The following is an 18,917-nucleotide window of genomic DNA, read 5'->3' on the forward strand; positions in this document are numbered from 1 at the left end:
CCGCCCGCCGAGCCTCAGCCCGGCAGCCCGAGCCCGGCAGCCCGAGCCCGGCAGCCCGAGCCCGGCAGCCCGAGCCCGGCAGCCCCGGCCCCGCGGCTTTCGGCGGCGCGGCCCACCCTTGGCGCGTGTGCCCGGTTCGCCGGGCCGGGGCCGGGGAACCGGGCACCTGTGAGTCCCGGGACGCCGTCGCCGTGGCCCGTTCTGGCGGGCCACCGAGTCGGGGGCGGGAGGGCTCAGGCCAGGGGCCAGGGGAGCGGAGCCCCCTGGCGGGTGTGCCGTCACCCCGGTCGGCGGACGGTTGTCCACAGCCCCGGCGCTCGCGTCCGCGGCGACGTACTCTGGAAACCCCCGGCCCGCAGCGCGCGTCGGGCCCGTCGTGTTGCACACCCCCCGGACGGAAAGCACCCCGAATGAGCTTGCACGGTCTGCTCGACGCCGTAGTCGAGGACCCCGCCCTCGCGGAAGCGATCGCGGCCGCCGCGGACGGCGACCGCACGCACGTCGACCTGGTCGGCCCGCCCGCCGCCCGCCCCTTCTCCGTCGCCGCCCTGGCCCGCGACACCGGCCGGCCCGTACTCGCCGTGACGGCGACCGGCCGCGAGGCGGAGGACCTGGCCGCGGCCCTGCGCTCCCTGCTCCCGCCCGAGGGCGTCGTGGAGTACCCGTCCTGGGAGACGCTCCCGCACGAGCGGCTCAGCCCGCGCAGCGACACCGTCGGCCGCCGCCTCGCCGTCCTGCGCCGCCTGGCCCACCCCCGCCCCGACGACCCGGAGACCGGCCCGGTCTCCGTCGTGGTCGCGCCCGTGCGCTCCGTGCTCCAGCCGCAGGTCAAAGGCCTGGGAGATCTGGAGCCCGTATCCCTGCGGACGGGCGAGAGTGCCGATCTGAACGAGATCGTCGAGGCCCTCGCCGCCGCCGCGTACGCGCGCGTGGAGCTCGTCGAGAAGCGCGGCGAGTTCGCCGTACGGGGCGGCATCCTCGATGTCTTCCCGCCCACCGAGGAGCACCCCCTCCGGGTGGAGTTCTGGGGCGACGACATCGAGGAGATCCGCTACTTCAAGGTCGCCGACCAGCGCTCCCTGGAGGTCGCGGAGCACGGCCTGTGGGCCCCGCCGTGCCGCGAGCTGCTGCTCACGGACGACGTGCGGGAGCGCGCGCGGGTCCTCGCCGAGCAGCACCCGGAGCTGGCGGAGCTGCTCGGGAAGATGGCCGAGGGCATCGCCGTGGAGGGGATGGAGTCCCTGGCGCCCGTCCTCGTCGACGACATGGAGCTGTTGCTGGACGTGCTGCCGAAGGGCTCCATGGCCGTCGTCTGCGACCCCGAGCGGGTGCGTACGCGCGCGTCGGACCTCGTCGCCACCTCGCAGGAGTTCCTGCAGGCGTCCTGGGCGGCCACCGCCGGCGGAGGCGATGCCCCCATCGACGTCGGCGCCGCGTCCCTGTGGTCCCTCGCGGACGTCCGCGACCGGGCCCGGGAGCTGGACATGATGTGGTGGTCGGTGTCGCAGTTCGCCGCCGACGACACGCTGACACCGGCCGCCGGCGCGGAGGGGGACGGCGACACCCTCAAGCTCGGTATGCACGCCCCCGAGACCTACCGGGGCGACACCGCGCGGGCGCTGGCCGACACCAAGGGCTGGCTCGCGGACGGCTGGCGCGCGGTGTTCGTCACCGAGGGGCACGGCCCGGCCGCCCGTACGGTCGAGGTGCTCGGCGGCGAGGGCATCGCCGCCCGCCTCGACAACGACCTCGGTGAGATCACCCCCTCCGTCGTGCACGTCTCCTGCGGCTGCATCGACTACGGCTTCGTCGACCCGGCGCTCAGGATCGCCGTGCTCACCGAGACCGACCTGACCGGCCAGAAGGCCTCCGGGCGTGAGGGCGCGCGGATGCCGGCCCGGCGCCGCAAGACCATCGATCCGCTCACCCTGGAGGCGGACGACTACATCGTCCACGAGCAGCACGGCGTGGGCCGCTACATCGAGATGGTGCAGCGCACCGTGCAGGGCGCCACCCGCGAGTACCTGGTCGTGGAGTACGCCCCCGCCAAGCGCGGCCAGCCCGGCGACCGGCTGTACATCCCCACCGACCAGCTCGAGCAGATCACCAAGTACGTCGGCGGTGAGGCGCCCACCCTGCACCGGCTCGGCGGCGCGGACTGGACCAAGACCAAGGCGCGCGCCAAGAAGGCCGTCAAGGAGATCGCCGCCGACCTGATCAAGCTGTACAGCGCCCGTATGGCCGCCCCCGGCCACGCCTTCGGCGCCGATTCGCCCTGGCAGCGCGAGCTGGAGGACGCCTTCCCGTACACGGAGACGCCCGACCAGCTCACCACCATCGCCGAGGTCAAGGAGGACATGGAGAAGACGGTTCCCATGGACCGCCTGGTCTGCGGCGACGTCGGCTACGGCAAGACCGAGATCGCGGTGCGGGCCGCCTTCAAGGCCGTACAGGACGGCAAGCAGGTCGCCGTGCTCGTCCCCACCACGCTGCTGGTGCAGCAGCACTTCGGCACGTTCAGCGAGCGGTACGCGCAGTTCCCCGTGGTCGTGAAGGCGCTGTCCCGCTTCCAGTCCGACACCGAGGCCAAGGCGGTCCTGGAGGGCCTGCGCGAGGGCTCGGTGGACGTCGTCATCGGTACCCACCGCCTGTTCTCCTCCGAGACCAGGTTCAAGGACCTGGGCCTGGTCATCGTCGACGAGGAGCAGCGCTTCGGTGTCGAGCACAAGGAGCAGCTGAAGAAGCTGCGCGCCAACGTCGACGTGCTGACGATGTCCGCCACGCCCATCCCGCGCACCCTGGAGATGGCGGTCACCGGCATCCGCGAGATGTCCACGATCACCACCCCGCCGGAGGAGCGCCACCCGGTGCTCACCTTCGTCGGGCCCTACGAGCAGAAGCAGATCGGTGCGGCCGTCCGCCGTGAACTGCTGCGCGAGGGCCAGGTGTTCTACATCCACAACCGGGTGGAGTCCATCGACCGCGCGGCGGCCCGGCTGCGTGAGATCGTGCCCGAGGCGCGGATCGCGACCGCCCACGGCCAGATGTCGGAGGCGTCGCTGGAGAAGGTCGTCGTGGACTTCTGGGAGAAGAAGTTCGACGTGCTGGTGTCGACGACGATCGTCGAGTCCGGCATCGACATCTCCAACGCCAACACCCTGATCGTGGAGCGGGGCGACAACTTCGGTCTCAGCCAGCTGCACCAGCTGCGCGGCCGGGTGGGACGAGGGCGGGAGCGCGGTTACGCGTACTTCCTCTACCCGCCGGAGAAGCCCCTGACGGAGACGGCGCACGAACGCCTGGCCACGATCGCCCAGCACACGGAGATGGGCGCGGGCATGTACGTGGCGATGAAGGACCTGGAGATCCGCGGCGCCGGCAACCTCCTCGGCGGCGAGCAGTCCGGGCACATCGCGGGCGTCGGTTTCGATCTCTACGTGCGGATGGTCGGTGAGGCGGTCGCGGACTACCGGCGGCAGCTGGAGACCGGCGGGATCGAGGAGGAGCCGCCGCTCGAGGTGAAGATCGAGCTGCCCGTGGACGCGCATGTCCCGCACGACTACGCGCCCGGCGAGCGGCTGCGCCTCCAGGCGTACCGGGCGATCGCCTCCGCCAACTCGGAGGAGGACGTCAAGGCCGTGCGGGAGGAACTCGTCGACCGCTACGGCAAGTTGCCGGAGCCGGTGGAGAACCTGCTGATGGTGGCGGGTCTGCGGATGCTGGCCCGCGCCTGCGGGGTCGGGGAGATCGTGCTCCAGGGCGCCAACATCCGCTTCGCGCCGGTGGAGTTGCGTGAGTCGCAGGAGCTGCGGCTGAAGCGCCTCTACCCCGGCACGGTCATCAAGCCGACTGCCCACCAGGTGCTGGTGCCGCGCCCGAGGACGGCGAAGGTGGGCGGGAAGCCGCTGGTCGGACGGGATCTGCTCGGCTGGGTGGGGGAGTTCCTCACTTCCGTCCTGGGCTCCTGACGCCGGCTCCCCGGACAGCGGGCCGTCCACGGCGGTGGTCGCCGTGGACGGCTCCTGCAGCTGCGCGAGACCTCAGCGCTGGTCGGGACGGTCGCGGTCCATGCCGAGCCGGCGTTCGGCCTGCTGCTGCGCGGTGTCGATGTGCTGCTCGTGCTTGCCGCCGGTCCTCTCGTTCATCTTCTTCTCCGCGGCGTCCGAGGCCTGGTGGGCCTTCTGCCGTGCCGCCTTGTTGCTCTTGAACTTGTCGAGGATGCCCATCCGTGACTCCTTCCGGAGATGACTCCGTATCGACGATACGCGCGGTTTGCGTCACATGCCCAAAAGGCGGCGATATGGTCTGGACCACTCGCTCGATACGGTGAGATCCGGCGTTGCCCCGCTCGTGCCGGGGCAGGGTTCAGGTGAGCGAGGGAGGGCGCGGTGACGCGGCACATGGGGTGGAGCAGGAGAATCCGGAGTACGGGACCGGCGGTGATCGCCTCGGTGGCCCTCCTGGTCGGCTGTGAAGCGCTCCCGGAGCCGGATTCCCCGGCCGGCAGCGGGGGTGGAGGCGACGGGGCGGCGGCACCCGACGGGCGTGCCGTCAGTCCGCTGGACAATCCGGACGGCACCGAACCGGGTCTCGGACCCGTGAGCGGTGAGCGGGCCCGCGCCGCGGCCGTCGACCTCATCGGGAAGGTGACCACCAAGGGCCGCGGTCCGAGGACGGGCTACGACCGGGACGAGTTCGGCTACGCCTGGATGGACACGGCCGACGGCGTACCGCTCGCGAGGAACGGCTGTGACACCCGTAACGACCTGCTGAAACTCCACGGGCGAAACGTCGAGTTCCGTACGGGCTCCGACTGTGTGGTCGTCGCGATGGACCTGCACGACCCGTACACGGGCCAGGACATCGCCTGGAAGAAGGCGAAAGCCTCCGAGGTGCAGATAGACCACGTGGTGCCGTTGTCCTACAGCTGGCAGATGGGCGCCTCGCGCTGGTCGGAGTCCAAGCGTGAGCAGCTCGCCAACGACGCCCTCAATCTGCTGCCGGTCGAGGGCCGGGCCAACTCGGCCAAGAGCGACTCAGGCCCCGCCGCCTGGCTGCCGCCGAACAAGCGGATCAGGTGCGCCTACACGGTCCGCTTCGCCCAGGTCGCCCTCAAGTACGAGATGGCGGTCACCGCACCGGACAAGCGGATGATGCTGGAGCAGTGCGGCGGCTGACGGCGGCCGGCGGCATCGTCTGACGGTGGCAGGGGCGGCCGCCCTCGGCCGGCGTGGCCGAGCGGGTCCGGGGGCGGCGGCGCGGTCGTGGCGTTCTGGAAGTTGCCGTTGCCGAGGAGTTCGCCCTCGGCGTCGTAGATGGTGACGAGGCCGTTGTCGCTCGACTTCCAGTCGGCGAACGCGGAGGCGATGAGCTTGGCGGGGCCCATGCCCTCGCCCATGGCGTCTCGCCCTGCACACCCGCGCCGCCGTGCACGCCGCCTCCGGCGACACCCTGCGCGCCGGCGCCCACCCGGAGCTGGGCGCCGACGCGGTCCTGTGCCATCCGCCGTTCAACGACCGCGACTGGGGCCACGGTGAACTCGCCTACGACCCGCGCTGGGAGTACGGCTTCCCGGCCCGCGCCGAGTCCGAGCTCGCCTGGGCGCAGCACGCGCTCGCCCGGCTCCGCGACGGCGGCACCGCCGTGCTGCTGATGCCGCCCGCCGCCGCGTCCCGCCGCCGGATCAGGGCCGACCTGCTGCGCCGGGGCGCGCTGCGCGCCGTCGTCGCACTGCCGGCCGGTGCGGCACCCCCGTACAACGTTCCCCTGCACCTGTGGGTGCCGCGCCGGCCCGAACGGCCCCTCCCGCAGCCGGAGGTGCTGCTCGCCGATGCCGGACACCTCACCACCGGCGGGCGCGGCGGGCCCGACTGGCCGGGCGTGCGGAAGACGGTCCTGGACGCCTGGCACGCCTTCGACCGGGCCGGGCGGCTCGGCGAACAGACCGGTCCGGCCCGCTCCGTGCCCGTCCTCGACCTCCTCGACGACGACGTCGACCTGGCCCCGGCCCGCCACCTGCCGCCCCCGGCCGCCGCGGACGGCACCGGCCGGCTCACCGAGGTACGCGACCGGCTCGGCGAGACGCTGCGCCTGGCCGCCCGGCTGACCCCGCCGCCCGAGGACCCCGCGCCACCCACCGCGTCCGGACGCCTGCCGTTGACCTCCGTCGGTGAACTGGCGCACGGCGGAGCGCTGGTGATACGTACGGGCGGACACGGCGGCCACGCGCGCGTGCCCGTGCTCACCCACCACGACGTGCTCTCCGCAACCGCCCCCTCCGGGACGCTCCCGGAGAGCGAGGAGGAGGCGGTGCTCACCGCGGCGGGCGACATCGTCGTCCCCGTGCTCGGCGGGGGCGCCGTCGCACGGGTCGTCGACGACGCCACCGCCGGCGCCGCCCCGGGCCGCAACCTCGTGCTGCTGCGCCCCGATCCCGCCGCGCTCGACGCGTGGTTCCTCGCCGGATTCCTGCGCGGCACCGCCAATACCCGCCAGGCCGGCAGTTACGCGTCCACCGCCACGCGGCTCGACGTGCGCCGCCTCCAGCTGCCCCGCCTCCCGCTGGACGAACAGCGGCGCTACGGCGCCCGCTTCCGCGCCCTCGACGGGTTCGAGCAGGCGCTCGGTCAGGCCGGGCGGCTCGGTGAACAGCTCCTGCGCGGCATGTACGACGGCCTGGCCGACGGGACGATCCCGCCCGACTGAGCCCGCGCCCGAGCCCGCGCCCGAGCCCGTACGGCGTCTTCGGCCGCGCACGGGACGCCCCGGGACGCTTCGGGACGACAACGGTTCGGTACATCACGGACCGGTTGTCGCCGCGGGCCTATACGCTCGGACTCCGAGTTCCCATCGGTACACCTGTCCAGGAGCAGTCATGTACGGCCACGGCGCGGCGCCGCCCCCACCCAGCGGCGCATCTGTCATCACGCAGCGCGTGCTGTACGCCGCCGCCGGGATCCTCTGCTGCGGGATGCTGGCCAGTGTGCCGCTGTTCCGTATCGCGTATCTGCGGGGGCGGACGCTGGACTGGGTGATGGCCTGGGCGAGCATCCCCCTGTGGATCGCCTGCGCGGCGGTGGCGGGTTCGCTGCCGGAGTCGGACTACCGCACCGATGTCGCCGTGGCCGCGATGCTGCTGCTCGGCGCGTTCGCCACCGCGTACTTCCTGACCGTGGACATCCGTTTCCACCGCCGGCAGGGCCCGTACGCCGCCCCGCTGCCGCCACCGTCGCCGCACGCCACGACGGTGCACGCGCCGGGCACCCACGCCCCGTACGGCTACCCGCAGCAGACCTCGCCGTACGCGCCCACGCCCGTGCCGCAGCCGCAGGCCCCCCACACCCCCGTACCACAGGCTCCCCCCGCCTCCCTGCCGCAGCCGCCGCAGCGTCCCGCGCCGGCCCGGATCGACCAGGTGCGCGCCGAACTCGACGAACTCAGCGACTATCTGCGCCGGCAGGACGGGCAGCAGGGGCGCCAGGGCCCTGACGAAGGCGGAAGGTGAGCGTGACGACGGGACGTGTCGTCGCCGGCCGCTATGAACTGTCCACGCTCATCGGACAGGGCGGCATGGGACAGGTCTGGACGGCCTACGACAAGCGGCTGGACCGGCGAGTGGCGGTGAAGCTGCTGCGCCCGGACAAGGTGGCCGGCCAGGAGGCCGAGGAACTGCGCCGCCGCTTCGTGCGCGAGTGCCGGGTGACCGCCCAGGTCGACCACCCCGGCCTGGTGACCGTGCACGACGCGGGCAGCGAGGGCGAGGAACTGTTCCTCGTCATGCAGTACGTCGACGGCGCCGACCTCGGCGACCACCTCGCCGAACACGACCCCTACCCGTGGCAGTGGACGGTCGCGGTGGCCGCGCAGCTGTGCGCCGTGCTCAGCGCCGTGCACGCCGTGCCGATCGTCCACCGCGACCTCAAGCCGCGCAACGTGATGGTGAAGCAGGACGGCACCGTCACCGTGCTCGACCTCGGTGTCGCCTCCGTCATGGACGCCGACACCACCCGCCTGACCCACACCGGCACCCCCATCGGCTCGCCCGCCTACATGGCCCCCGAACAGGCGATGGGCGGCGCGGTCGGCCCCTACACGGACCTGTACGCGATGGGCGTGCTGATGCACGAACTGCTCAGCGGCGACGTGCCGTTCGCCGGCTCGACGGCGCTCGGGGTGCTGCACCGGCACCTGTACGAGCCGCCGGTGCCGGTGCGCCGGATCCGCCCGGAGGTCCCCGAGGCCCTGGAGGCGCTGGTACTGCGGCTGCTCGCCAAGGACCCGCAGCACCGCCCGGACTCCGCCCAGGAGGTCTACGAGGACCTGGCACAGCTGCTCCCCGCGCGGGGCACCCCCACCGGCGCCCCGCTGGACCCCACCCGTCCGTTCCTGCGCCCGCACGCCCCCTGGCCGGACCGCGCCCGCACGCCCGCGCCCCAGCCGGCCCCCGCCGGGCCGCCGGCGCCCGTGGCGGAGAAGGCGGATGTCGCCGCCGCCGTGGACGAGGTGAAGCGGCTGCTCGGCGAGGGCCGCATCACCCACGCCGTCGACATCCTGGGCTCGATCCTGCCCGTCGCCGCCGACCAGCACGGCGAGCACTCCCCGGTCGTGCGCACCCTGCGCAAGCAGTACGCGGCCACTCTCCTGGACGACGGCCAGTACCGGCGCGCCCTGCCCGAACTGCGCCGGCTCGCCGAGGAGCGCGCCGCCGAGGCCGGCCGGGCCGACCCACAGTCGCTGCGCTACCGCTACGAGGCCGCCCAGTGCCTGGAGCAGCTCGGCGAACCGGCGGCGGCGCTCGCCGAGTACCGGGCGCTGCTGGCGTACTACGAGAACCAGTACGTGGCCGCCGGCGACCCGCAACTGGCCCATGACGTCCGCCGCCGCATCGGCCACCTGCTGCTCGCCCTCGGCGACCGCCCCGCCGCGCACGAGGTCCTGGCCCGGCTGCTGCACGACGTGGAGCGGTCCCAGGGCCCGGGGCATCCGCTCGCCGCGGAGATCCGCCGGACCCTGCAGTGGCTGGGACAGGTGCGCGGATAGGCGCACCTCGGCACCGGCGGCACCTGCCCCCCTTGTGGCACCTGCGACATGGCGGGACAGCGGGTCGCGAAGGGCCGTACGGCCGGACCGCGGGGCGCGGCGGTGCCGGAAGTCGTCGCGAATCGTTGGTCGAATGGGTTGGCCAGAGCTTGGCCGATGCCTACCATCGATCATCGCAAGACTTTGTGCACCGCCGCACAAGCTCTCCTCAGGAGGTCTCCTTGCACCGCCGCCGTCGCTCCGCGTTCCTCCTCACCGCCGCGATCGCCGCAGCGCCCCTGCTCACCGCCTGTGGAAACGACGCGCACCCCGGTGCCGCGGCCGTCGTCGGCGGGGAGCGGATCACCGTGTCGCAGCTGGAGAACCGGGTCGAGGAGGTCCGCGCGGCGCAGCGGGCGGCCGTACCGGACGAGGCGCAGTACCAGCAGGCGATCGCGCGGACCGGGAGTCTGACCCGCGACACCCTGCACGGCATGGTCCTGGACCAGGTGCTGGAGCGGGCCGCGCGGGATGCCGGCGTGACCGTCACGGACCGGGAGATCCAGCAGATGCGGTCAGGGCTGGAACAGCAGGCGGGCGGCGCGGAGGCGCTGGAGGCCGCCTGGCTCCAGCAGTACGGCATCCCGCCGCAGCGTCTCGAGGCGAATCTCCGCCTCCAGCTCCAGGCCCAGAAGCTCGCCCAGGGGCTCGGTACGGACACCAGCCGGCCCGAGTTCTGGCAGGCGCTGTCCGAGGCGGGCCAGGACCTCGACGTCGACCTCAACCCGCGCTACGGCGACTGGGACGTGGAGAAGAGCAGCCGGGTGGACGCGAAGACCCCGTGGGTGCGGGACGTGACGGCGGCTGCCGGGGCTCCGGGGACCTTCTGACCCGGGCGGGGCCCGTGGGCCACCGTTCCGGGGCGGTCAGGCCCGTGGACGACCGGCCTGTGGAGAACCCGCCTGTGACAACCGGCCTGTGGACAACTCGGGAGCTGTCGGCGGAGTGGGCTAGTTTCGGACCGTGAACGCCATCAGCCCCGCACCGACGCCCGAGGGCGGCCCCGGCCGCGTCGTCCTGCTCACCACCAGCCATCGCGTCGCCCCCGGCCTGCTGTCCTGGCCGGCCTGGCAGCTGCTGCACGCGGCCGACCGGGTGCTGTGCTCCGACGGCGCCCATCCGCAGCTGCCGTATCTGCGGGAGGCGGGGATACCGGTCGAGGAGGCCTCGCCGAGCGCCCAGGAGATCGTCGGCTTCTGCGCCGGCGGGCGGACCGTGGTGGTCGTGGCGACGGGGGAGGGCGAGCCCCGGCTGACCGACGGGCTGGCGCGGCTGGCCGGGACCGGCCGGGTCGACATGCCGGAGCTGGAGTTGCTGCCCGCCTCCTACGACCTGCCGGGCGCCCGCCTGCTCGACCTCGTACAGGTGATGGACCGCATCAGGGCGGAGTGCCCGTGGTCGTCCCGGCAGACGCACGAGGGCCTGGCGAAGTACGGCATCGAGGAGGCGTACGAACTCGTCGAGGCCATCGAGGCGGGTGACCGGGAGGAGCTGCGGGAGGAGCTGGGGGACGTGCTCCTCCAGGTGGTCTTCCACGCCCGGATCGCCGAGGAGCACCCTCAGGAGCCGTTCTCCGTGGACGACGTGGCGGGCGGCATCGTGGACAAGCTGATCCACCGGCACCCGCATGTCTTCGGCGAGGAGACGGCGGACAGCCCGGAGGAGGTCAAGGAGCACTGGCTGCGGACGAAGGCGGAGGAGAAGCGGCGCAGTTCGGTGACGGAGGGGGTGCCGCTGGGGCAGCCGGGGCTGGCCCTGGCGGCGAAGCTGGTGTCGCGGGCACGGACGGCGGGGCTGGACGTGCCGCTGCCGGCGGGGCAGGGGATCGGCTACGAACTGCTGGCGCTGGCGGCGCGGGCGGAGGCGGCGGGGGAGGATCCGGAGGCGGCGTTGCGGGCGGCGGCGCGGGTGTACCGGGACGCGGTTCGCTCCGCGGAGGGCGCGGGCTGAGGGGCGGGGCCGCAGGGGGGTTCTCGCCCCGGCCGCCCCTTCCCTCCCCGTCCCGGGGGCTGCGTCCCCGGGCGCCCCCTTCGCACAGTTCCCCGCGCCCCCGGAGGAGCGCGGGCAACTGCGCGAACCACCACGACGTACCCGCACCCACCACGACGTCCCCCGGTCACCCGAGCTCGCCGCGTCGCACGGCCCCCGCCCGGTTAGGGTCGCGGCATGTCTGACCAGCCCAGCCACTCCGCCCCGCAGGGACCCGACCCCCGACTGTTCAGCCGGGAGTTCGCCGCCGATCCGTACCCCGCCTACGCCTGGCTGCGCGAGCACGCGCCGGTGCACCGGACCCGGCTGCCCAGCGGGGTGGAGGCCTGGCTGGTCACACGGTACGCCGACGCCAAGCAGACCCTCGCCGACAACCGGCTGTCCAAGAACCCCGCTCATCACGGCGGATCCGCCCACGCCAAGGGCAAGACCGGTATCCCCGGTGAGCGCCAGGCGGACCTGATGACCCATCTGCTGAACATCGACCCGCCGGACCACACCCGGCTGCGGCGGCTGGTCAGCAAGGCGTTCACCCCGCGCCGGGTCGCCGAGTTCGCCCCCCGGGTGCAGGAGCTCACCGACGGGCTCATCGACCGGTTCGCGGACAGCGGTTCCGCCGACCTCATTCACGACTTCGCCTTCCCCCTCCCCATCTACGCCATCTGCGACCTGCTCGGCGTCCCGCGGGAGGACCAGGACGACTTCCGGGACTGGGCGGGCATGATGATCCGTCACGGCGGTGGGCCGCGCGGCGGGGTCGCCCGGTCCGTGAAGAAGATGCGGGGCTACCTCGCCGAGCTCATCCACCGCAAGCGCGCGGCGCTGCCCGCCGGGCCACTCCCCGGAGAGGACCTCATCTCCGGCCTGATCCGCGCCTCCGACCACGGTGAGCACCTCACCGAGAACGAGGCCGCCGCCATGGCGTTCATCCTGTTGTTCGCCGGCTTCGAGACCACCGTCAACCTGATCGGCAACGGCACCTACGCGCTGCTCACCCATCCCGGGCAGCGCGAGCGTCTGCAGCGCGCCCTCGCGGAGGGGGACCGCGGGCTGCTGGAGACCGGCGTGGAGGAACTGCTGCGCTACGACGGCCCCGTGGAGCTCGCCACCTGGCGGTACGCCACCGAGCCGGTCACCCTCGGCGGGCAGCACATCGCCGCCGGCGACCCGGTGCTCGTCGTGCTCGCGGCGGCGGACCGGGACCCGGACCGGTTCGACGGCCCGGACGTCCTCGATCTCGGCCGGCGCGACAACCAGCATCTGGGATACGGCCACGGCATCCACTACTGCCTGGGCGCCCCGCTGGCACGCCTGGAAGGACAGGCCGCGCTCGCCACGCTGCTGACCCGCCTGCCGGACCTGCGACTCGCGGCGGATCCGGCCGAACTCCGTTGGCGGGGAGGGCTGATCATGCGGGGACTGCGCACGCTCCCGGTGGAGTTCACGCCCCCGGGAAGATGACGGAACAGTCGCTGCTTTCCGTGCCCCCGCGCCGATCAACGCAAACATGACACGCACTCAACTCTGTGATCTTCACGTGATCTGCGCGGCATGAACTTGTGACAAGTGATCGACTGCCTATACCTTCACCCATCAAGTGCGGTGGCCAAAGCTTCACTCGCCGCGCCGGTCTTGCTGTCTGCGAAAGGTTTTCCGCATGCTCTCCGGGAACGGCCGACACCGTCGCCCCCGCCAGGCTCCCGCTCTCCTGGTTGCCGCTGGAGTGACCGGATCCGCCATCGCGATCCCGCTCCTCGGAGCCGGCAGCGCCAGCGCCGCCGACGGTCTGAACTGGGACCGGGTCGCCGAGTGCGAGAGCGGTGGCTCGTGGAGCCAGAACTCCGGCAACGGCTTCTACGGCGGCCTGCAGCTGACCCAGGCGGACTGGGAGAAGTACGGCGGGCTGGACTACGCGTCGAGCCCCGACCAGGCCAGTCGCGGCCAGCAGATATCCGTGGCCGAGAAGATCCTCGACGACCAGGGCGTCGGAGCGTGGCGGACCTGCGGGCTGCTCGCGGGCCTGGGCCAGGAGACGCCCGCCGCGGACACCGGCGCGGGCGCGTCCGGCTCCACTGGTTCCTCGGCGGCGCCGGGCTCCGGTGACGCGTCCTCGGCGCCGTCTCCGTCGGCCACGTCCGACCCGTCGTCCGGTGCGGGCTCCGGGGAGAGGACCCCGGCGGGCACCGTGGACGCATCGTCCGGCCCCGGCAGGACCGCCGGCGGTCTGGGCCAGGGCGCGAGCGACGGTGCGACGGCGGACCCCGGCACCTCGCCCTCCGGCTCGGCCGGTTCCGCAGCCGACAAGCCGGACAATCAGGAGCGAACTGACGGTTCTTCGGCGAGCACGGACACCGAGGGCTCCGGCGGCGGCCGTCACCGCGGCCCCAGCGCGGCGGAGGACAAGGGGCAGGACCGTGCGTCCGACGCCTCCGGCCGGCACGCCTCACGCGGCCTCAACGCCTGGGGCGGGACGGCGGACGACTCCGCCCCCGTGCCCGGGGAGGGCGGCGGTTCTCCGGCTGTTTCCGACTCCCCTGCGGTCGGCGGCGGATGGGGCGTGCTCCAGGCGTCCGACGGGCAGCTCCTCGGTGGCGGTCCGAACCTCGTCCTGCCCGGTCAGTAGGGCTCGGCCGGGCGCCGGGGCGAGCGGACGCGGCATCCGAAAGCGGCTGAAATCGGCGACAGTTGGCGTCATGGTTCGCGCTGAATGTCCGGTTTAAAGACTGTGAGAGATAGGTCTCAGAAGCCGTGATCGTCTTTGATATTCCGCGGATCGCGTGTCTACGGTCGTGACCGCTCGCCATCGCGGGCCCCGGCTGCCGCCACGCCGAATCCTGCCAGTGGCAGCACGGGAACAGTCGTCGCGTCATGCGCCGTAGGCAGGAGCGGGGGACCCAAGGTAAGCGCCGGATCCGGGCAGTTGACGCCGGATACGGCTTGGGGTGAAGCCGCGTCCCGGGAGGGGCGCGGCCGGGCAACTCAACCGGCCCGAACCCGACAGCTCACCTCGTAGGCGTCGGTGAGGGGATCTATCCATGCTGTTTTCCGGCAAGGGCAAGCACCGTCGTCCGTCCAAGGCCACCCGCGCCATCGCCGTCGCCGGCGTCGCGTCCGCAGCCGTCGCCGCGCCGCTGATGGCGGCCGGCAACGCCTCCGCCGCCACCGCCTCCGAGTGGGACACCGTCGCCCAGTGCGAGTCCGGCGGCAACTGGTCCATCAACACCGGCAACGGTTACTACGGCGGTCTGCAGTTCTCCGCCTCCACCTGGGCCGGCTTCGGCGGCACGAAGTACGCCTCAACCGCCGACCAGGCCACCAAGGCCCAGCAGATCGAGATCGCCGAGAAGGTCCTGGCGGGCCAGGGCAAGGGTGCCTGGCCGGTCTGCGGCAAGGGCCTGTCCGGCGCCGCCTACACCGGCTCCTCCGCCGGGGACTCCTCGCAGGACACCGGTTCCGGCGAGACCCGCGAGAGCGAGCAGAAGGCCTCCCGCTCCGCCGACCGCCCGGCCGCCGAGCCCAAGGCCGAGCCCAAGGCCGAGAAGAAGGCCGAGAAGACCGTCACCACCCCGACCGGCAAGAAGGTCGAGAAGGGCGACGGCGAGTACGAGGTCGTCAAGGGCGACACCCTCAGCTCGATCGCCGAGGAGCACGACGTCAAGGGCGGCTGGGCCAAGGTCTTCGAGCTCAACGACGACATCGTCCAGGACGCCGACCTCATCTACCCGGGCCAGCAGCTGCACCTGCGGTAAGCAGGGCGGCCCAGCCAGGCCCCTCCCCGCCCACCCCCATGGGCTCCCCGCTCCGGTGCGTCTTCCCCCGTACGCACCGGAGCGGGGCTTTTTTCGGGCGCATTCCGGTCACGGTTCCTCGGAACGTTTTTGTTCCGCCAGGAAACAATCTAGGCTCGGTTCTGTCCACGGGGCGGTCGGCCGCCTGCTGATCGTCCCGAGCCGGTTAGGCTCGGTCCCGCGGGACCCGCCGTGGCCCCGCTCACCCGCGTCACATCCCATGAAGGAGATGCTCGTGCCGTCCATCGACGTCGTCGTAGCCCGGGAAATCCTGGACTCCCGAGGCAACCCCACGGTCGAGGTCGAGGTCGGCCTCGACGACGGCAGCACGGGTCGTGCCGCCGTCCCGTCCGGCGCCTCCACCGGTGCCTTCGAGGCCATCGAACTCCGTGACGGCGACGCCGGCCGTTACCTGGGCAAGGGCGTCGAGAAGGCCGTACTGGCCGTCATCGAGCAGATCGGCCCGGAGCTCGTCGGCTACGACGCCACCGAGCAGCGCCTGATCGACCAGGCCATGTTCGACCTGGACGCCACCGACAACAAGGGCTCGCTCGGCGCCAACGCCATCCTCGGCGTCTCGCTCGCCGTCGCCCACGCCGCCTCCGAGGCCTCGGACCTGCCGCTCTTCCGCTACCTGGGCGGCCCGAACGCGCACCTGCTGCCGGTGCCGATGATGAACATCCTGAACGGCGGCTCGCACGCCGACTCCAACGTGGACATCCAGGAGTTCATGATCGCCCCGATCGGCGCGGAGTCCTTCTCCGAGGCGCTGCGCTGGGGCGCCGAGGTCTACCACACCCTGAAGAAGGTCCTGAAGAGCAAGGGCCTGGCCACCGGTCTGGGCGACGAGGGCGGCTTCGCCCCGAACCTCGGCTCCAACCGCGAGGCCCTCGACCTCATCCTCGAGGCGATCCGGGAAGCCGGCTACACCCCCGGCGAGCAGATCGCCCTCGCCCTCGACGTCGCCGCCTCCGAGTTCTACAAGGACGGCGTCTACACCTTCGAGGGCAAGGAGCGCTCCGCCGCCGAGATGACCGAGTACTACGCCGAGCTCGTCGAGGCGTACCCGCTCGTGTCCATCGAGGACCCGCTGTTCGAGGACGACTGGGACGGCTGGAAGGCCCTCACCGGCAAGCTCGGTGACAAGGTCCAGATCGTCGGCGACGACCTGTTCGTCACCAACCCGGAGCGCCTGGCCCGCGGCATCGACGAGGACTCCGCCAACGCGCTGCTGGTCAAGGTCAACCAGATCGGCTCCCTGACCGAGACCCTGGACGCCGTCGAGCTGGCCCAGCGCAACGGCTTCAAGTGCATGATGTCCCACCGCTCCGGTGAGACCGAGGACGTCACCATCGCCGACCTCGCCGTCGCCACCAACTGCGGCCAGATCAAGACCGGCGCCCCGGCCCGCTCCGAGCGCGTCGCCAAGTACAACCAGCTGCTGCGCATCGAGGAGATCCTCGACGACGCCGCGGTGTACGCCGGCCGCAGCGCGTTCCCGCGGTTTCGCTCCGCGAACCAGTAAGCACGGCAAGGGCTGAGCCCGTCGGCCCTTCGGGGGCTGAGCCGTCGAGGCTGAGCACCGCTTCCGTGGGCAGCGTCGTACGTACGTCCCCGTACCCGGTCCCGTACCGTGTGCGGGGACGTACGCGTGTATGAGGGCGAACCGGAGGCGGGAACATGGCGGTCAAGGACCGGGACCGTTTCTCCACCGCGACCAGGATCCGGCTGATCGGTGAGCAGACCGCGGCCCGGGTCTACCGCTCGCAGACCAAACGCCAGGCCCGTCGCTCCCGGCTGACCGGCCGGGCGGCGCTGCTCGCCCTGGTGGTCTGCTCGCTGGTCGTGGCCCTCGCCTATCCCATGCGGCAGTACGTCTCCCAGCGGGCGGACATCGCCGACCTCCAGCAGGAGCAGGACGAGACCCGCCGCCGGGTCGAACGGCTGCGCGACATGAAGGCGCGCTGGCAGGACGACGCCTACGCCGAGCAGGAGATCCGCCGGCGGCTGCACTACGTCATGCCCGGCGAGACCGGTTACATCGTCGTCGACCCGGGAGAGGCCACGAAGTCCCGCACGGATCTCGAGGCCGCCGACCGCCCCTGGTACGCGAACGTCTGGGACGGCGTCGACAAGGCCGACGCCGCCGACCGGGCCGGCACCGCCGGCCAGTGACCCTTCACCGAAAGCCGCAGAGAAGAACAGGTATGGAAACCCCTCCGCCCACGACCCCCCGCACCGAGCCCACCGACGCGGACGTCGAGGCCTTCAAACAGCAGCTCGGGCGGCCTCCGCGCGGGCTGCGCGCCATCGCCCACCGCTGCCCCTGCGGGCAGCCGGACGTCGTGGAGACCGCGCCGAGGCTGCCCGACGGCACCCCCTTCCCCACGCTGTACTACCTGACGTGCCCGAAGGCGAACTCCGCGATCGGCACGCTGGAGGCGAACGGCGTGATGAAGGAGATGACGGAGCGGCTGGGCACCGATCCGGAGCTGGCGGCCGCCTACCGCGCGGCGCACGAGGACTACGTCCGGCGCCGCGACGAGATCGAGGAGCTGAAGAACTTCCCGAGCGCGGGCGGCATGCCGGACCGGGTGAAGTGCCTGCACGTGCTGGTCGCCCACTCGCTGGCCGCGGGCCCCGGGGTGAACCCGCTGGGCGACGAGGCGCTGGCGATGCTGCCCGAGTGGTGGCGCAAGGGCACCTGTGTGACGCCGCCCGCGAAGGAGGAGGACCGATGACCAGGGTCGCCGCCGTCGACTGCGGTACGAACTCGATCCGGCTGCTGGTGGCCGACGCCGACCCGGTGACGGGCGAACTCACGGACCTGGAGCGGCGGATGACGATCGTGCGGCTCGGCCAGGGCGTCGACCGCACGGGCCGGCTGGCGCCCGAGGCGCTGGAGCGGACCTTCGCCGCCTGCCGCGAGTACGCGGCGCTCGTCAAGGAGCACGGCGCGCAGCGCCTGCGCTTCGTCGCGACGTCCGCGTCCCGCGACGCGGAGAACCGCGACGCGTTCGTGCGCGGGGTGCTGGACATCCTCGGCGTGGAGCCCGAGGTCATCACCGGCGACCAGGAGGCCGAGTTCTCCTTCACCGGCGCCACCAGGGAGCTCACCGGCCGGACCGATCTGCGCCGCCCCTTCCTGGTGGTGGACATCGGCGGCGGCTCGACCGAGTTCGTCGTCGGCGACGACCACGTACGCGCCGCCCGCTCCGTGGACGTGGGCTGCGTACGGATGACCGAGCGGCACCTGGTGCGGGACGGGGCCGTCTGCGACCCGCCCACCGGGGAACAGGTCGCGGCGATGCGCGCGGACATCGAGGCCGCGCTCGACCGGGCCGGGGAGACGGTCCCGCTGCGCGAGGCGCGCACCCTGGTCGGGCTGGCCGGCTCGGTCACGACGGTGTCGGCGATCGCCCAGAACCTTCCCGAGTACGACTCCGAGGCCATCCACCACTCACGCGTCTCCCTGGACCGGGTCCGCGAGATCACCGAGTGGCTGCTGCGCTCGACCCACGCCGAGCGCGCGGAGGTGCCCTCCATGCACCCGGGCCGGGTCGACGTGATCGGTGCCGGGGCGCTGGTCCTCCTCGCGATCATGGAGCGGATCGGCGCGGAGGAGGTCGTGGTGTCGGAGCACGACATCCTCGACGGCATCGCGTGGTCCGTGGCCTGACCCCCTTTCCTGCGGGCGGGTAGCACTCCGCTGAGCAGTCGGTTTGGCGTTTGAGCGGTGCCGGAGGGGCCCTCGCGGGCCCCTCGGGCGTCCCTCGGCGAGGGCCCGGCGGGAAAGTTCGTGAAGTTCTTCACAAGGATTTGGCCCCGGTGGGGCGAAGAAGAGGGTCGTGTTGACCCGTCCGAGGCCTCGATACCCGTTTGAACACGTTCAGAAGGGGTCTTGGGGGAGCTCGCCGACGATCGCCGTCCGAGCTCTCCGACCGTCCTCACGTCCGCCGGGAATCGACAGAGAGGCAGCTCACGCGGCATTGACAACGCCCCGCGCCGGGTCCCGGTTCCCGTTCCGCGCTATGATGTGGATCAAGAAGCCGGGGATGGTAG

At 72.5% G+C, this 18,917-nt stretch carries 15 protein-coding genes, 1 pseudogene and 1 riboswitch; of the genes and pseudogenes, 14 read left to right on the forward strand and 2 right to left on the reverse strand.

All coding sequences use genetic code 11. The features are described 5' to 3' along the window. Window positions 1-410 precede the first annotated feature (410 nt). A complete protein-coding gene (gene mfd / locus HTV45_RS20580) occupies window positions 411-3,968 on the forward strand; it encodes a transcription-repair coupling factor (RefSeq protein WP_215207291.1) in 3,558 nt (1,185 codons plus the stop codon). Window positions 3,969-4,040: 72 nt separating this feature from the next. Here the strand turns inward: mfd and HTV45_RS20585 are convergent, their stop codons facing one another. Beyond that, window positions 4,041-4,226, reverse strand: a complete 186-nt coding sequence (locus HTV45_RS20585) for an antitoxin (protein ID WP_215207292.1) — start codon at window positions 4,224-4,226, stop codon at window positions 4,041-4,043. A gap of 174 nt (window positions 4,227-4,400) precedes the next feature. Between HTV45_RS20585 and HTV45_RS20590 the strand changes: the two genes are divergently transcribed. Further along, window positions 4,401-5,177: an HNH endonuclease family protein gene (locus HTV45_RS20590; protein WP_215207371.1), complete on the forward strand. Its 777-nt coding sequence runs from the start codon at window positions 4,401-4,403 to the stop codon at window positions 5,175-5,177. Here HTV45_RS20590 and HTV45_RS20595 read toward each other — a convergent pair. Next, entirely contained in the window at window positions 5,084-5,398 is a 315-nt protein-coding gene (locus tag HTV45_RS20595) for a hypothetical protein (RefSeq protein ID WP_215207376.1), read from the reverse strand. The genes HTV45_RS20590 and HTV45_RS20595 overlap by 94 nt on opposite strands. 2 nt (window positions 5,399-5,400) lie before the next feature. Here HTV45_RS20595 and HTV45_RS20600 point away from each other — a divergent pair. The 12 genes and pseudogenes from HTV45_RS20600 to HTV45_RS20655 all read left to right on the forward strand — a co-directional run. Continuing rightward, window positions 5,401-6,705 (forward strand): annotated as a pseudogene (locus tag HTV45_RS20600) (N-6 DNA methylase); the annotation flags it as partial. Window positions 6,706-6,874: 169 nt separating this feature from the next. Next, complete coding sequence (locus HTV45_RS20605) at window positions 6,875-7,504, forward strand: hypothetical protein (protein WP_215207293.1); 630 nt, start codon at window positions 6,875-6,877, stop codon at window positions 7,502-7,504. A 38-nt stretch (window positions 7,505-7,542) separates the two neighbouring features. Continuing rightward, window positions 7,543-9,039 carry a serine/threonine-protein kinase gene (locus HTV45_RS20610; RefSeq protein ID WP_285899669.1) on the forward strand — a complete coding sequence of 499 codons (1,497 nt, stop codon included), beginning with the start codon at window positions 7,543-7,545 and terminating at the stop codon, window positions 9,037-9,039. 221 nt (window positions 9,040-9,260) lie between these two features. Further along, window positions 9,261-9,908 carry a SurA N-terminal domain-containing protein gene (locus tag HTV45_RS20615; protein WP_215207295.1) on the forward strand — a complete coding sequence of 216 codons (648 nt, stop codon included), beginning with the start codon at window positions 9,261-9,263 and terminating at the stop codon, window positions 9,906-9,908. A 133-nt stretch (window positions 9,909-10,041) separates the two neighbouring features. Continuing rightward, window positions 10,042-11,028 carry a nucleoside triphosphate pyrophosphohydrolase gene (locus HTV45_RS20620; protein WP_215207296.1) on the forward strand — a complete coding sequence of 329 codons (987 nt, stop codon included), beginning with the start codon at window positions 10,042-10,044 and terminating at the stop codon, window positions 11,026-11,028. A 216-nt stretch (window positions 11,029-11,244) separates the two neighbouring features. Then, window positions 11,245-12,528, forward strand: a complete 1,284-nt coding sequence (locus HTV45_RS20625) for a cytochrome P450 (protein ID WP_215207297.1) — start codon at window positions 11,245-11,247, stop codon at window positions 12,526-12,528. A gap of 262 nt (window positions 12,529-12,790) precedes the next feature. Then, window positions 12,791-13,690, forward strand: a complete 900-nt coding sequence (locus HTV45_RS20630; protein ID WP_308309720.1) for a transglycosylase family protein — start codon at window positions 12,791-12,793, stop codon at window positions 13,688-13,690. 238 nt (window positions 13,691-13,928) lie between these two features. Further along, window positions 13,929-14,098, forward strand: a riboswitch (cyclic di-AMP (ydaO/yuaA leader). A gap of 4 nt (window positions 14,099-14,102) precedes the next feature. After that, window positions 14,103-14,816, forward strand: coding sequence for a transglycosylase family protein (locus HTV45_RS20635; protein WP_215207299.1), 714 nt, complete (start codon window positions 14,103-14,105; stop codon window positions 14,814-14,816). A 274-nt stretch (window positions 14,817-15,090) separates the two neighbouring features. Then, entirely contained in the window at window positions 15,091-16,380 is a 1,290-nt protein-coding gene (eno, locus tag HTV45_RS20640) for a phosphopyruvate hydratase (RefSeq protein ID WP_215207300.1), read from the forward strand. 155 nt (window positions 16,381-16,535) lie between these two features. Beyond that, complete coding sequence (locus tag HTV45_RS20645) at window positions 16,536-17,030, forward strand: septum formation initiator family protein (RefSeq protein WP_215207301.1); 495 nt, start codon at window positions 16,536-16,538, stop codon at window positions 17,028-17,030. 32 nt (window positions 17,031-17,062) lie between these two features. Further along, window positions 17,063-17,596 (forward strand): DUF501 domain-containing protein, encoded by a 534-nt coding sequence (locus HTV45_RS20650; protein WP_215207302.1) that lies wholly within the window; start codon window positions 17,063-17,065, stop codon window positions 17,594-17,596. Further along, window positions 17,593-18,534 carry a Ppx/GppA phosphatase family protein gene (locus tag HTV45_RS20655; RefSeq protein ID WP_215207303.1) on the forward strand — a complete coding sequence of 314 codons (942 nt, stop codon included), beginning with the start codon at window positions 17,593-17,595 and terminating at the stop codon, window positions 18,532-18,534. The genes HTV45_RS20650 and HTV45_RS20655 overlap by 4 nt, the downstream gene beginning before the upstream one ends. Window positions 18,535-18,917: the final 383 nt, after the last annotated feature.

This window comes from Streptomyces sp. CHD11 (assembly GCF_018638295.1).
GTDB lineage: Bacteria > Actinomycetota > Actinomycetes > Streptomycetales > Streptomycetaceae > Streptomyces.